We start from the raw sequence: 14,009 nt of genomic DNA, 5'->3' as shown, positions 1-14,009 counted from the left end.
ATGCGCCGGTTGTTGAGTATCGATAGTCATACGAACCTCGTCATCCGAAACTTCAGTGCCCCGCGATCATCATGAGATGCTCGACGACGGGCCCGAGCGCCAATGCAGGCACATAGGTGAGCGCGCCAACGAGAATCACCGTGCCGAGCAGCAAGATCACGAACAATGGTCCATGAGTCGGGAGCGTGCCCGCGGTGACCGCTATGCGCTTCTTCTCCGCGAGCGAGCCGGCGATGGCCAGCACCGGAACGATCGTGCCAAGGCGGCCGAACCACATCACGACGGCGAGCGTCACGTTATAGAAAGGCGTATTGACGGACAGGCCCGCGAACGCGCTGCCGTTGTTGTTGGCCGCCGAACTGTACGCGTAAAGAATCTCGGAAAAGCCATGCGGCCCGGGATTGGCGATCCCCGCCACACCGGCTGCGGACAATACGGCGATCGACGCACCGACCAGCACAAGCAACGGCGTCAGCAGCACCGCGATCGACACCATCTTCATCTCATAGGATTCGATCTTCTTGCCGATGTATTCGGGCGTCCGCCCGATCATCAGACCGGCGACGAACACCGCGAGCAGCGCAAAGATCAGCATGCCGTACAGTCCGGAACCGACACCGCCATAGATGACTTCGCCGAGCTGGATCAGCAGCAGCGGCACGAACCCGCCGAGCGGCGTCAGTGAGTCGTGCATGTTGTTGACTGCGCCGCACGAAGCCGATGTCGTCGCGACAGTGAAGATCCCCGACTGCGCGATGCCGAAACGTGTCTCCTTGCCTTCCATGTTGCCGCCGTCCTGAAGCGCGGAGGCCTGCTGATCGACATGCAACGTAGTCAAGACGGGATTGCCCGCCTGCTCGGCGGATATCTCGCCCCAGCACGCGATCGCGAACGCAATCGTCATCGCTGCGAGAATCGCGTACCCCTGACGTCGATCTCCGACGGTCCGTCCAAACACGACACAAAGTGCCGCCGGGATAACCAGCATGGCGATCATCTGGATGAAGTTCGATAGCGGCGTGGGGTTCTCATACGGGTGCGCCGAGTTCGCATTGAAGAAGCCACCGCCGTTCGTGCCGAGCATCTTGATCGCTTCCTGCGACGCAACCGGACCCATCGCAAGTGTCTGCTTGTCGGCCTTGAAGTCGGCCATCACCGGGTTGCCCTTCGCGTCCTTGATCGGGTTGCCTTGCGCATCCGTCTTCGGAGCCTGGTAGTGCGTGACCTGAAGCGTCGGAACGTCGGTATAGGACGCGAAATTCTGGATCGCCCCCTGACTGACGAGCAACAACGCGACGATGAACGCACACGGCGTCAGAACGTACAGCGTGATGCGCGTGAGGTCGACCCAGAAGTTGCCGACCGTCTTCGACGTGTGCCTCGCAAATCCTCGAATCAATGCGAACACGACCGCGATACCCGTCGCCGCGGAGAAGAAGTTCTGGACGGTCAGCGCGATCATCTGGGTCAGGTAGCTCACCGTCTGCTCGGGCGTGTAGTCCTGCCAGTTCGTGTTCGTGACGAAGCTGACTGCCGTGTTGAACGCGGCGTCGGGCGTCATCGGGCCGAACGCTTGCGGATTGCCCGGCAACCACTGCTGGATGCGAAGCACGCCATAGACGACCGCTACGCCAAGCGCATTGAAGGCAAGCACCGCGATCGCGTAATGCTTCCACGACATCTCGGCATCGGGGTCGACGCCGGCCAACCGATAGAGCGAGGATTCGATCGGACGCCCGATACGCCGCACGACAACGGACGAGCCGTCCAGCACGTTCGCGATATGCCGGCCAAGTGGAATCGCGAGTGCGATCAATACGACGATATAAAGGCCGGTCTGGAGCAAGTTGTTCACGTTCATTCGAGTTGCTCCGCGCGCAGTAGCGCATAGAGGAGGTAGGCGAACAGAATGACCGTCGCCGCCCCTGCGAGCCACATCATCCAGGCAATCATGAGCGGCCTCCCGAGGTGCGGCGCAGCTTGTCGCAGCCTGCGGCGAGGCCGCCGATCAAGATGGCGAGCACGGCAATAGCGATCAGATAGAGGAGATCCATAACGACTCCTTCAAGCGGAGTTACGCTGGATTCAGCGTATTCAACGCATCGTAACTTTCCCGAAAAACCGGCGCGATTTCGTGTAAACGGCCCGTAAAAACCGGGGTAGTCCCATTCATCGCACAGCCGCCGCTTCCGCCGTTTCCACCGTTTCGCGTTGGTCGCGAGAGCTTCGTGGCGTCACAGCTGCTCGCCCTGCTCGGCAGCGCCATCTTCGTGGTTCTTGTGCATCGGTTCGCGATTGCGCACCACGCTTCCCCCCTGCATGCGGTTACCCTCATGCAGTTGCGCTTTGTTCATTGTGGCTATGCGAGGATCACCATCGCGGAGAGATAGAGCATCGGCAATATGTGCGGGAAGACGGGTGCGTCAGGCGCTCACATCCGGTATAGCTCCACGAGCGCGCCGAATCCCGTCCGATACGAGATCGTCAGCAGATCGCGTAGCGGGATTTCCCTGCCATTTCTCCTTGTCCGAGCTATTTGTCGCGCTGCTCGTCAGATCCATCGTGCAACCTGGAGCCTTGAATGGCTTGACATGCCTCAAGAGAATCCACCGAGGAACAATAAGAGGGATAGTGGCAAGCACATGATTAGGTAGGCTATTTTTTTAGATCCTGACCGCTAACGCTGGCCCCACGTAGAGCGGCCTAGAGCTGTGCCTTGGCCGCTGCCTCCTCGCGACGAGCCGTGTTGTGCTCGCGCCGGACGGGGACAAGCTCCGCAAGCGTCGACCGGCTGAATGCGGAACGGGGCGGCCGACGCCTCATCGACGCATATCGACCGCGCCGACCAGAACTCAGTACAGCAAGAACGCCGCCCGCTCGCGTGCGAACACGGCATCCTGCGCATCGACGACACGTTCGATGTCGTCAAGCGAACGCCCGGCTTCCAGCATGTCCGCCACTTCGCGCGAGCCAACCGACGCCCGTATCGCATCGATCCGGAACTGCGCCGGATAACGCCGGTGCAGCGCCAACGCGAGCGCCAGCCCGATCTCGCCCGGCCGCGTCGCGCCGGGCAGCCGCTCGATGCGCACCCCTTCGCACAACCTGCCGTGATACGGCCCCTCCGCCGGTACGAAGCGAACGGGCGAGAACGTCGCGTGGAGCCGCATCGCGCGCAGATCGTCCGCGAGGATGCGCGCGTCGATCCACGGTGCGCCGACTACGCCGAAAGGTGTCGCGGTGCCGCGCCCGACACTGACCGCCGCCCCCTCGATGAGCCCCGTCTCCGGATAGCGTGACAGCGCGGCGCCATCGCGCAGGTTCGGCGATGGCGGCACCCACCCGAGCCCGGTGTCGTCGAAGCGCATCGCGCGCACGTAGTTCGCCATCGGCACCACGCTGAGTGCCGCGCCGATATGCAGGCGGTCGTTGAACAGCCGTGCCAGTTCGCCGAGCGTCATCCCCGGCTGGAGCGGCAGCGGGTAATAGCCGGTGAACGTAGCCGGCCCGGCATCGGCCACGGGCCCGCCGAACGCATCGCCGCCCAGCGGGTCCGGGCGGTCGAGCACGATCACGGGAAGATGGGCGGCGGCGGCGGCCTCGAGCGCATAGCCGAGCGTGGCCAGGTACGTGAAAAAGCGTACGCCTGCGTCCTGCAGGTCGATCACCAGCACGTCGGCATCGGCGAGCAGCGCGGGCGCGATCCGGCGACGCTCGCTATAGAGGCTGTGAACGACCACGCCGGTCGTCGTGTCGACGGTGTCGCCGAACGTCTCGTCGACGTCGGTGCCGAGCCCGTGCTCGGGCGCGAATAGCGCGACGAGCCGCGCGCCCGGCGCCTGCGCGAGCAGATCGACCGTGCGCCGGCCGAGCCGGTCGAAGCCGCTGCGGTTCGTGACGAGCGCAATGCGCTTGCCGGCTACGGCCGCGAAGCCGCTCGCCGCCAGCACGTCGATGCCGGCCAGCACCGGCCCGCGCGATGCCGGCAACCGGGCGGCCTGCGCGACGGCCGGCGCCATCGCGGGCACGCGTGTCGCAATCTGCGACGGCGTCACCGGCGCGGCCTCGCTCGAGACGATCCCGAGCACGAGCGCGCGCAATGGCATCGCCGTGCCGGTTTCGTCGGGATACAGCCGGCTCGTCAGCACGATCGCGAAGCGTCGCGTCGCGGGATCGATCCAGAGCGCTGTGCCGGTGTAGCCGAGGTGTTGCAGCGCGCCGACCGGCGGCAGCCGGTAGCGGTTCGCGACGAGCGGCGGCCCGATGGCCCAGCCGGGCGTGTGCAGGTCGCCCTCGGCGTCGAGCGTGGCCGGTGTCTCGAGCGCGGCGACGCTGCGCGTCGTCAGCACGCGCACCGGGCCGAGCGCGCCGCCGTTCAGCAGCATGCGCGCGAAGCGCGCCAGATCGTCCGCGCTCGCGAACAGGCCCGCATTGCCGGCAACGCCACCCATCGCCGCCGCGACGGGGTCATGCACGCTGCCGCGGAGCAAACGGCCATCGCGAACGACGGTGGGTGCAACGCGCGCGAGCAGCTGGCCCGTCGGCCGGAACAGGGTACTCGCCATCCCGAGCGGCCCGAACACGTGCTCCGCGCACCACGCGTCGAGCGGCCGGTGCGACGCGCCGGACGATCGCCAGTGCCACGTAATTGACGATCGCTGTAGCGCACCCGCGTGCCGGGCGACGCGACGGGCATCATCGCGACGATGTCGGCAAGCACGGCGGCGCGGCTGCGCAGCGCGCGGGACGACGACACGCCGGCCGGCAGACCCGACACGTGTGCGAGCAACTGGCGGATCGTGATGCCGCCCTTGCCGTGCGCACCGAACGCGGGCCAGTAGCGTGCGGCTGGCCCGTCGAGGCTCAGCATGCCGCGCTGCGCGAGCTGCATGATCGCGACCGCCGTCGCCACCGGCTTGGTCAGCGACGCGAGATCGAAGACGGTATCGGCCGTCATCGGCTCGGCATGCTCGCCCGTCACGCGCAAGCCGCGCGCGACGCGCACGCGCACGCCGCCGGCATCGCCCGTCACGACCACCGCGCCGGCAAGGTGCCCGTCCGCAATCTCGGCGGCGATCGCATCGCCGATCGCGGCGGCCTCCTGCGGCGCCGTGGTCGGGTCGGGTTGCGCTCGCGCTCCCGTTGATGCCAGGCCGAACATCAGCGCGACGGTCAACGTAACAGCGCAGCGCAGCGCCGCCCCGGCGGCCTCGATCGAACGCACGGCTAGCGGTTCGGCTGCCGATACGCTTCGGGACAGGCCTTGCACAGACGCATCGCGCCGTGCCGCTCGGGGTCGTGCCAGTAAAAGCGCACGTCGACGCCCCCTCGTGCCGGGACGACGACGCGTCTCGCTTCCTGGACGGCCCGGTCGTGCGCCGAGACGGTATATTGCCCCGGCGGCACGCGTGCGAACAGGAACGGGCCATCCGTGTGCACGTCGAGAATCGTCGACCTGCCGGATGACAGCGTCACGTCGACATCGGAAAGATAGTGGCCGGTCTTCGATGCGAACGTGATCCGCAGGTTGTATCGCGGGGCGACGTCACGAAACGCGGTGACCTCGTCCTGGCCAATTCCTCCGGTGATGTACGCGACACCGTTGCGCTCGACGGGCTCGGGCGACGTTTGCGCCAGCGCGCTTGCTCCGACGCTCAGCACGCAGGTCGCCAGCAGCATCTTCATGGTTCCGGTCCACATCTTCACTCTCCTGATTGAGCACGCATGGCTGCAATGCCGCCCGTCCGGTCGCGAAACGTGTTGCGTGCGATGCCGTCGTGCGCTCGCATCGGCGACGATGCCAGCGTCGCGCGGAACGTCGATTTTCCGTTGACTCAAGTCAAGGGCGTTTCTGTCGACGCCGGGCAAACCGGATGAAACGCCCGCGAAACGGTGATTGCGCCCCCGGCCGCCGGTGCGCCCGGACACGCCTGGAACCGGGAGGAAACGGCATCCATCCGGCGCGATGTCCGTGATCGCTGTCAGCCGATATTGCAGGGTCCGTCGGAAATTTCCGACACGGCCGCCCCGACGTCGGACAGCAAGCTCAGGCCACGCTGATTGTTCCGCCCGGCCCCGCCGCCAATACTGGAGACGTGACAGGACGCAACGCATTTCGCGGTCGACGAGCGGTTCTACCGCCCCGCCGCCGCAGGACCGAGGAGCTGGCGATGATTGATCCGACCGCAGCGCTCGCCGACGACGCCAACCTGGATGGCGAACCGCCGGTCGGCGCCCACCTCGTGACCCGCCGCCCCGGCTACCTGCATCACGGGATCTACATAGGCGGCGGCAACGTGATTCACTACGCGGGGTGGTCGCGCCATCTGAGCGGCGGCCCTGTCGAAGTCGTTACCCTCGACGACTTCCGTGCCGGCTTCGAGCTCGCGGTGATCCGCCACGCGCGCACGCTGTACGACGGAACGGAAGCCGCACGCCGCGCGGCGTCGCGCCTCGGCGAATGCCGCTACCGGCTTCTCACGAACAATTGCGAACACTTCTGCCTGTGGTGCCTGTTCGGCGTCGGGAGGAGCGAGCAGGTCGCGTCGTGTCTGCGCAATCCCGTGCACGGCCTCGCGGTCGTCGTCATGCTGATTGCTTGTGTGCTGGTCGCACGGGCGCATCCGGCGATGGTCGAGCGCGAATGCCGGGCCCGGTGCGCGGCCTAGCATCGCCCGAACCGCCGCCACTCACCGCGCGTCACCCGCGGCCGCGCAAGGCGGCACGCGCATACCCCCAGCGTTTCGCCTGCGCGATCGCTATGCGGATCGCGCTGCCCTCGGTACGCCCCTGCCGCAGCAACGCGTTGGCAATCTCGATCGCCTTGCCGCGAACCGGCGGCGGCAGATTCCGCATCGACGGCGGATAACGTTCGTCAGTCCATGGCATGGTCGATTCGTTCCGTACGGGATCGTGCCGCTCAGCGCGGCAACGCGGCAGGATCGTAGCGATTGCGCGGGTTCCACAGCATCCAGCCGTCCGTGCCCGCCGCGTCGGCGGCGTCGACCTGTGCGCGAATCTCGTCGGCGTCGAACGGCCGACGATCGAACGCATAGTCGCGAAACGCCTGGAGCCACGGCCGAAACCGGACGCCCTCCAGTCCGGTCCGGCGCTTCGCCTCGGCCAGCGACCGCGAAACGATCTCGCCCGGATGTTCGGTCGGTTTCCGGCAGCCCGGCAGACCCCATGTGAAACCGGATGGATACAGCATCGGCGACACGTAATCGACGACCGATCCGAGCGCGTCGAGTCGCTGCCCGATCGCGGTGTCGTCGGCGTTCCAGCAGACATATCCGAAGATGTCGGCCGACACGTAGAGGTTGTACGGCCGCAGCCGTTCGCGCGCGCCGGTCAGGAATCCGGTGATCGCTGCGACCCGGTTGGCCTCGGTATTGGGTTCGGCAAACCGGAGACCGTTGGCGTCGGGAAACCGCAGGTAGTCGAACTGGATTTCGTCGAAGCCCATCCGGGCGACTTCTTCGGCGACATCGTAATTGTGCTGCCAGGCCGCGCGCGACGTCGGGTCGATCCAGCGCTGATGCTCGCGGTCCTGCCAGATCTCACCGGCTGCATCGCGCACGGCCCACTCGGGGTGGGCGCGTGCCAGCGGATCGTCCTTGAACACGACGATGCGGGCAATCAGGTAAAGACCGCGCGCATGGAAAGTCCGCAGCAGGTCCGGCAGGTCGGGCGGATGAACGATTGCAGCCGACACATGGTTCGCGGCACCGGAGGTTTCGCGCGCAAGGCTGCGATAGGGCGTGACGCCACTGTCACCCTTCACGTCGATGACGAGCGCGTTGACCGCGGTCGTATCCTGCAGCGATAGTGCCGCTTCACGCAGCGTGCGATCCGCGACGCCGTATGCGGACAGATAGACCGCCTTCGGGCGCACCGGTGTCATGCGGATCGTATGCACGACATCGACCGGTGTCAGCGTGACTTCGGTCCGCGCGTAGCCCGGTGCACGCACGCTCACGCGCGTACCCGCCGCGTCGAGCTCCAGTGAAAACGCGCCATCGCGATCCGCGGTCCGGTTCACGCCCGGCGCGTGGCCGATCGCGCCGGCCAGCGGACGGCCGGTCGTTGCATCGACAACGGTGATCGACACCGGCGCCGCGCGGGCGGCGGCACCGGCGAACAACAGGAGCAGACAGACGATCAGGCGCTCAATCATGGCTTGCTCCGGCAGTTCGCAACAGTCCGTTCATGCATCGCGTGTCGCACGCATCCGTCATCAGGTAGCGCGGCAGCGCCATGGCCGGGTCCGCGCGTCCGACGGGGCGCGCGTCGAGCGTAAATGCCGCGACGTAGCCTTCGTCAACGGCCTGCTGGTCGGTCTGCGCATCGTGGACGCCGAACGGCCAGGCCAGCAGCGTGACCGGCTTGCCGGTCTCGGACTCGAGCCGTTCGCGGGACCGGCGCAACTGGAACGACACGAAGCGCCGATAGTCGTCCGGTGTCAGCCGGGCACGCTCGGTGCGGAAATTCGGATGCCAGTACGTATGGGACTCGATGTCGAACCCGCCGGACCGCCCGAGCGCGCGCAGCTGGTCCCATGTCATCGCATAGCTGGCGTTGGAGATGGCCGACGGATAGATGAACAGCGTGACCGGCACCGGATGCGTCGCCAGCAACGGACGCAGCACATCGTAGACAGAGCGGTGACCGTCGTCGACGGTGATCGCGACCGCGCGCGCCGGCAACGCACCCGTCTCGCCGCCATGCCAGCGCACGATGTCGGCGAGCGGCACGATACGATAGCCGTTCGCCTCGATCGCCCGCAGCTGGTTGAGGAACGTTTCGGTACGCACCGTCGTCGAATCCAGGCGCGCCGCGGCGAACCGGTGGTACACCAGGATCAGCACACGCGGCTGCGGTGGAGAAACGACGGTCGCGGCGTCGGTGGGCGAAACCGGCTGCATGCACGACAGCAGGAGCAGACCGGCGATCAGGCGAAAGGCCATGGCGGTCCTCGTGGAAGGGTTGCCTCATTTTTCGCGATCGCGGCGCGGATACCGCTGAGCCAGATCAACGATCGATCGCGCATCGACGAGATACATGCACGCGTTGGGCTGTCTGCACGTCAGCTTGCCTGCGCAACCAGTTCGGCATGAATCCGCTCGACATCGCCGCGCGTGCACAGCGCCGTACCAGGATGCTCGACCGAAGCAGCCGATGCGGCCAGCGCATAGCGGCACGCATCGTCGAACGGCACGCCGCGCGCCAGGGCCCAGACCATGCCGCCGACGAAACTGTCGCCGGCGCCGACCGTGCTGCATACCGCCGCCGGCCTGCCGGGCAGGCGCAGTGCGCGATCGTGCGTGACGACCCACGCGCCGCGCGCACCGAGCGTCAACGCGACGATGTCGGCCCGCCCCTGCTCGACGAGTTCCCTCGCCTTCCGGCACGCCGACGTGTCGTCGAGCGGTTCGCCGGCCAGCGCGCTCAGTTCGCCGAGACTGGGCTTCACGAGATGAACACCGGCCTCGAGAGCCGCTTGCAGCGCACGGCCCGACGCATCGACGACCACCCGGCTGCCGCTTGCCCTGGCTGCCCGCGCAAGCGTTGCATAGAGATCGTCCGGCGCGCCGGGCGGCAGGCTGCCGCTCAACACGAGATAGCGCGGCGCCGGTCGCATCGCCTCGATGCGGGCCGCGCAGTCGCGCCACTCGGCTTCCGTGACCTGCGGCCCCGGCATCAGGAAACGGTATTCGCGCCCGGTCGAGGTCTCGGTCACACAGACGTTCTCGCGCGTCTCGCCGGCGATCCGGATTCGCACGCTCGGCAGGTGCTCAGCCTCGAGCAGCAGCGTCAAGACGTCACCGGTCGGCCCGCCGGCCAGGTACAGCGCGATGCAGTCGCCCCCGAGCCGGTGAATGGTGCGGGCGACGTTGATTCCGCCGCCGCCGGGGTCGCGCCGCGGCCGTGCGCAGCGCAGCTTGTGCGAGTCGACAATGTGCTCGACCGAGGTCGCGACGTCGACTGCCGGATTCAATGTGACGGTAACGATATCGGTCATGGCATGTGGCTCGGAGTCAATGACAGGCGCGATCGGCCGGCTTGCGCGACGGACGCCGGCGCCGCGATTCCCGGCAATCGGTGCTTGCCGGCCGTGCCTTCACGTTACGTTCGATGCGGGTTGCAGCATTGACGCCCGTCAAGCGATGCCGCTACGGCACCCGATTGCGCTCGATCAACGACACGTTCGGACAGGCTCTTACAGTGAATCATTCGTAGCAGCCGAGCCCCCGTCATGGACGAGCAGCCGCTTTGCACCACCGTCTTCGCCGAGCGCTACGCGCAGCCCGGCGAAACGTCTTGCACAGCCGTGTTCCATCGCGTCGCCCATGCGCTGTCGCTCGCCGAACCGCCGGAGCTGCGCGCACAGTGCGAGCGTGCTTTCTTCCGGAACCTGCTGCGCGGCGCGATCGGCGCAGGCCGCGTCCTCGCGAACGCCGGTGCGAATACCGGCGCGACGATGGTCAACTGCTTCGTCCATCCGCTCGCGATTCCGGCCGGCACATCCGTACAGGCCGTCGACGCCGCGCTCGCGCAGGCGCTCGACGAGGCACGGCTCACGCTGTCGATGGGCGGCGGAATCGGCTACGACTTCTCGCCGGTGCCGCCTGCCGATGCGTACGGGCACCGCGCGTCATCCGCACGAGGCGCATGCGTCGCGATCGACCGCTTCGATGCGATGTGCCGTGCGCTGCCGTTCACCGGCCCGCGCCGCGGTGCGCAGATGGCCGTGCTGCGCTGCGATCATCCGGACCTCGCGGCGTTCATCGCGGCCAAGCGCGGACGATCGCGCTGGCCGACGTTCAACCTGTCGGTCGGCGTCACGGATGCGTTCATGGAGGCGGTCCAGCACGGTCTGCCGTGGGCGCTCGTCCATCGAGCGCCGCCCTGTTCCGCATCCGGCACGCCGCCTCGGCGGCCGGACGGACAGTATCTTTACGCGACGATCCAGGCTCGCACGCTCTGGCACGAGATCGTCAGCGCGGCGCGCGACAGCGCCGAACCGGGGCTGCTGTTCCTCGACACGATCCGCGATGCGAATCCGCTACGCGAGCACGAGCGGATCGACGCGACGAACCCGTGCGGCGAACAGCCGCTGCCGCCCTACGGCAGTTGCGTGCTCGGGCCGCTCGACCTGTCCCGGTTCGTTCTCCACCCATTCGGTACCGAGGGCAAGCCGCGCTTCGATTTCGCGACGCTCGCCGACGCGGTGAGGATCCAGGTCCGCATGCTCGACGATGTGCTCGACCTGACCGCATGGCCGCTCGCCGCGCACGAGCACGAAGCGCGGCGCACGCGGCGCATCGGGGTCGGCGTCACCGGGCTCGCCGACGCACTGACGATGTTGCGGCTGCGTTACGACAGCGGCGAAGCACGTGCGTTTGCGCGCGGGATCGCGCTGACGATGCGCGAACATGCGTTTGCCGCGTCGGCCGCGCTTGCCGCCGAGCGCGGCGTGTTTCCGGCCTACGATCCGGCCGCCTACCTGACCGGCCCCGCGTACCGCATGCTCGTGCCGCTGAAGGTGCATCATGCGATCGCGCGGCACGGGCTGCGCAACAGCCATCTGCTGTCGTTCGCGCCGGCCGGCAGCGTGAGCCTGGCGTTCTGCGATAACTGCTCGAACGGGATCGAGCCGGCCGTCGGCTGGACGCAGCGTCGCATGGTGCGCACCGCGGACGGACGGATCCGGCCGTTTCGTGTGGAGAATCATGCTTACCGGCTGTATCGCGAACTGCATGGCGACAGCGCCAGGCTGCCGGACTATTTCGTCACGGCGGCGGATATCGCGCCGGCCGACCATGTCGCGATGATCGCGGCGCTGCAGCCGTGCGTCGACGCCGGCATCTCGAAGACGGTGACGATGCCGGGCCAGTGTTCGCTCGCGCAGGTCGATGCGTTGTTCGTCCAGGCGTGGCGCGACGGTCTCAAGGGCATCACGATCTTCCGGCCCGATCCGCAGCTCGCCTCGGTCGTGACCGACGACGCGGCGCAAGCGCGGCGCGACAGCCCGGTCTGCATCGGCTGCTGACTTGAGACTTCGGAGTTCAGGTGGAGGCGCCCGTGATCGTTTCCGTATCGGCATCCGCCGGCCGGCTCGTCTCGTCGGCATCGTCCGGCGGCGTGATGAGCGCCACCAGCGAGTCGTGATCGATCGATTCGTGCAGCAGCAGGCTGTGCGCGATCCGTTCGAGCGCATCGCGGTGCCCGCCGAGCGTCGCCGCGACTCGCGCATGCGCGTCCTCGAGCAGCGCGCGCACCTCTTCGTCGATCAGTTGCGCCGTGTGCTCGCTGCAGCGGCCGTCGCCGGGCGTCCACACGCCGGGCGCGCCGCCCGGCTGCGCCGCATCGTCGAAGGTCGCCAGCCCGATCTTCTCGCTCATTCCGTACTGCATGACCATGTGCCGCGCCAGCGCGGTCGCGCGTTCGAGATCGTTCTGCGCGCCCGTCGACACGTCGCCGAACACGAGTTCCTCGGCGACGCGTCCGCCGAGCAGCACATCGAGCCGGTCGAGCAATTCGCTCCGGCGCAGCACGTAGCGATCCTCGGTCGGCACCTGCTGCGTATAGCCGAGCGCCGCGATCCCGCGCGGAATGATCGATACCTTCTTCACCGGATCGCAGTGCGTACGGCTTTGCGCGATGAGCGCATGCCCCGATTCGTGGTACGCGATGGTCCGCTTCTCCTGCTCGTTCATCACGCGGCTCTTGCGCTCCATGCCGGTCATCGCGCGGTCGATGGCTTCGTCGAAATCGGCCATGCCGATCGCCGGCTTGCCGAGTTCGGCCGCATGCAGCGCGGCTTCGTTGACGACGTTCGCGAGATCGGCGCCGACGAAGCCCGGCGTGCGTTGCGCCAGCTCAGCGAGGTCGACTTCCGGCGCGAGCTTCACGCGCTTCGTATGCACGGCCAGGATCTGCTTGCGGCCGGTCAGGTCGGGCCGGTCGATCGCGATGTGCCGGTCGAATCGTCCCGGGCGCAGCAACGCGGGATCGAGGATCTCCGGCCGGTTGGTCGCGGCCATGATGATGACGCCCGAATTGGCCTGGAAGCCGTCCATCTCGACGAGCAGCTGGTTGAGCGTCTGCTCGCGCTCGTCGTTGCCCGACATCAGGCCGACCCCGCGCGCCTTGCCGAGCGCATCGAGCTCGTCGATGAACACGATGCACGGCGCGCTTTGCTGGGCCTGCTCGAAGAGATCGCGCACACGCGCCGCGCCGACGCCGACGAACATCTCGACGAACGCCGAGCCGCTGATCGTGAAGAACGGCACCGCGGCCTCGCCGGCCACCGCGCGTGCCAGCAGCGTCTTGCCGGTGCCGGGCGCGCCGACGATCAGCACGCCCTTCGGGATCTTGCCGCCGAGCCGCTGATAGCGTTCAGGATTGCGCAGGAACGCGACGATCTGCTGCAACTCGGCCTTCGCCTCGTCGATGCCCGCGATGTCGTCGAACGTGATGCCGGTTTCCTTCTGCATGTACACGCGGGCTCGGCTTTTTCCCATGCCGCTCAGATCCCGCATGCCGCCCGGCCTTCGCATCATGAAGCTCCAGATCAGGACGAAGCCGATCAACGGGAAAATCCATGCCGCGAGCGTCCCGATCCAGCCCGTATCCGTCGCGCCGCGGTAGCGAATCCCGGCAGCCGTCAGCATGGCAACCAGACGTTCGTCGCTCACCCGGTTCGTCGTGAAGCGCCACGGCGGTCCAACCTTCTTCACCTCCGCCGCGTCGGACGCGGGCAGCGCTGCGCCCGCTTCCGGCATGCGCAGCGTGCCCGAGATCGACGACTGGCCGATCTCGAGATCGTCGACGAGCCGTGCGTCCACCAGGTGATGAAAATCACTGTAGGAAATCGACGTCGCGGCCGGCTGATACATCAGCAACTGAATCGCCACCAGCACGGCGAACGCGATCGGGATCAACAGTCCGGAGTAGTCGAATGACTTTTTCATGAGGTCGGGCCCGTCCGGGCGGCAACCGCGCGC

General features: G+C 67.2%; 11 protein-coding genes and 1 pseudogene. 2 read left to right on the top strand and 10 right to left on the bottom strand.

Going from position 1 to position 14,009, the window contains the following annotated elements; translation table 11 throughout:
- Positions 1-52 precede the first annotated feature (52 nt).
- The 5 genes and pseudogenes from kdpA to J7024_RS03015 form a co-directional block, all read right to left on the bottom strand.
- Positions 53-1,861 (bottom strand): potassium-transporting ATPase subunit KdpA, encoded by a 1,809-nt coding sequence (kdpA, locus tag J7024_RS03040; protein ID WP_124897397.1) that lies wholly within the window; start codon positions 1,859-1,861, stop codon positions 53-55.
- Positions 1,858-1,953 carry a K(+)-transporting ATPase subunit F gene (gene kdpF, locus J7024_RS03035; protein ID WP_059559490.1) on the bottom strand — a complete coding sequence of 32 codons (96 nt, stop codon included), beginning with the start codon at positions 1,951-1,953 and terminating at the stop codon, positions 1,858-1,860. The genes kdpA and kdpF overlap by 4 nt, the downstream gene beginning before the upstream one ends.
- Entirely contained in the window at positions 1,950-2,054 is a 105-nt protein-coding gene (locus J7024_RS03030; protein ID WP_208446966.1) for a potassium ABC transporter ATPase, read from the bottom strand. The genes kdpF and J7024_RS03030 overlap by 4 nt, the downstream gene beginning before the upstream one ends.
- 798 nt (positions 2,055-2,852) lie before the next feature.
- A pseudogene (locus tag J7024_RS37075) lies at positions 2,853-5,161 on the bottom strand (exo-beta-N-acetylmuramidase NamZ domain-containing protein).
- A 65-nt stretch (positions 5,162-5,226) separates the two neighbouring features.
- On the bottom strand, positions 5,227-5,700 hold the full coding sequence (locus J7024_RS03015; protein ID WP_124897396.1) for a carboxypeptidase regulatory-like domain-containing protein: 474 nt from the start codon (positions 5,698-5,700) through the stop codon (positions 5,227-5,229).
- Between the two features lie 470 nt (positions 5,701-6,170).
- On the opposite strand from J7024_RS03015, the gene J7024_RS03010 reads away from it, so the two are divergent.
- Complete coding sequence (locus J7024_RS03010; protein ID WP_124897395.1) at positions 6,171-6,668, top strand: lecithin retinol acyltransferase family protein; 498 nt, start codon at positions 6,171-6,173, stop codon at positions 6,666-6,668.
- Positions 6,669-6,699: 31 nt separating this feature from the next.
- Here the strand turns inward: J7024_RS03010 and J7024_RS03005 are convergent, their stop codons facing one another.
- From J7024_RS03005 to J7024_RS02990, 4 genes are all read right to left on the bottom strand, one after another.
- Positions 6,700-6,888, bottom strand: coding sequence for a hypothetical protein (locus J7024_RS03005; RefSeq protein ID WP_124897394.1), 189 nt, complete (start codon positions 6,886-6,888; stop codon positions 6,700-6,702).
- 31 nt (positions 6,889-6,919) lie between these two features.
- Positions 6,920-8,176, bottom strand: a complete 1,257-nt coding sequence (locus tag J7024_RS03000; protein WP_124897393.1) for a putative glycoside hydrolase — start codon at positions 8,174-8,176, stop codon at positions 6,920-6,922.
- Complete coding sequence (locus J7024_RS02995; protein ID WP_124897392.1) at positions 8,169-8,966, bottom strand: polysaccharide deacetylase family protein; 798 nt, start codon at positions 8,964-8,966, stop codon at positions 8,169-8,171. The genes J7024_RS03000 and J7024_RS02995 overlap by 8 nt, the downstream gene beginning before the upstream one ends.
- A 119-nt stretch (positions 8,967-9,085) precedes the next feature.
- The gene (locus tag J7024_RS02990) at positions 9,086-10,021 is read right to left on the bottom strand and encodes a 1-phosphofructokinase family hexose kinase (RefSeq protein WP_124897391.1); all 936 of its coding nucleotides are present in this window, start codon (positions 10,019-10,021) and stop codon (positions 9,086-9,088) included.
- A 234-nt stretch (positions 10,022-10,255) separates the two neighbouring features.
- Here J7024_RS02990 and J7024_RS02985 point away from each other — a divergent pair, with 234 nt between their 5' ends.
- Complete coding sequence (locus J7024_RS02985; RefSeq protein ID WP_124897390.1) at positions 10,256-12,052, top strand: adenosylcobalamin-dependent ribonucleoside-diphosphate reductase; 1,797 nt, start codon at positions 10,256-10,258, stop codon at positions 12,050-12,052.
- A gap of 16 nt (positions 12,053-12,068) precedes the next feature.
- Here J7024_RS02985 and ftsH read toward each other — a convergent pair whose 3' ends face one another.
- The gene (gene ftsH, locus J7024_RS02980; protein ID WP_124897389.1) at positions 12,069-13,976 is read right to left on the bottom strand and encodes an ATP-dependent zinc metalloprotease FtsH; all 1,908 of its coding nucleotides are present in this window, start codon (positions 13,974-13,976) and stop codon (positions 12,069-12,071) included.
- Positions 13,977-14,009: the final 33 nt, after the last annotated feature.

It is taken from the genome of Burkholderia sp. WTPI3 (assembly GCF_021483755.1).
GTDB lineage: Bacteria > Pseudomonadota > Gammaproteobacteria > Burkholderiales > Burkholderiaceae > Burkholderia.
The sequence above is the reverse complement of the archived record's forward strand: the minus strand, read 5'-3'. Positions and strand labels throughout refer to the sequence as shown.

Excerpts from the sequence above, each read along its gene's own strand:
- J7024_RS02990 (WP_124897391.1), bottom strand. The coding sequence starts at position 10,021 with ATGACCGATATCGTTACCGTCACATTGAATCCGGCAGTCGACGTCGCG.
- kdpA (WP_124897397.1), bottom strand. The coding sequence starts at position 1,861 with ATGAACGTGAACAACTTGCTCCAGACCGGCCTTTATATCGTCGTATTG.
- J7024_RS03000 (WP_124897393.1), bottom strand. The coding sequence starts at position 8,176 with ATGATTGAGCGCCTGATCGTCTGTCTGCTCCTGTTGTTCGCCGGTGCC.
- kdpF (WP_059559490.1), bottom strand. The coding sequence starts at position 1,953 with ATGATTGCCTGGATGATGTGGCTCGCAGGGGCGGCGACGGTCATTCTG.
- J7024_RS03005 (WP_124897394.1), bottom strand. The coding sequence starts at position 6,888 with ATGCCATGGACTGACGAACGTTATCCGCCGTCGATGCGGAATCTGCCG.
- J7024_RS03015 (WP_124897396.1), bottom strand. The coding sequence starts at position 5,700 with ATGTGGACCGGAACCATGAAGATGCTGCTGGCGACCTGCGTGCTGAGC.
- J7024_RS02995 (WP_124897392.1), bottom strand. The coding sequence starts at position 8,966 with ATGGCCTTTCGCCTGATCGCCGGTCTGCTCCTGCTGTCGTGCATGCAG.
- J7024_RS03030 (WP_208446966.1), bottom strand. The coding sequence starts at position 2,054 with ATGGATCTCCTCTATCTGATCGCTATTGCCGTGCTCGCCATCTTGATC.
- ftsH (WP_124897389.1), bottom strand. The coding sequence starts at position 13,976 with ATGAAAAAGTCATTCGACTACTCCGGACTGTTGATCCCGATCGCGTTC.
- J7024_RS03010 (WP_124897395.1), top strand. The coding sequence starts at position 6,171 with ATGATTGATCCGACCGCAGCGCTCGCCGACGACGCCAACCTGGATGGC.
- J7024_RS02985 (WP_124897390.1), top strand. The coding sequence starts at position 10,256 with ATGGACGAGCAGCCGCTTTGCACCACCGTCTTCGCCGAGCGCTACGCG.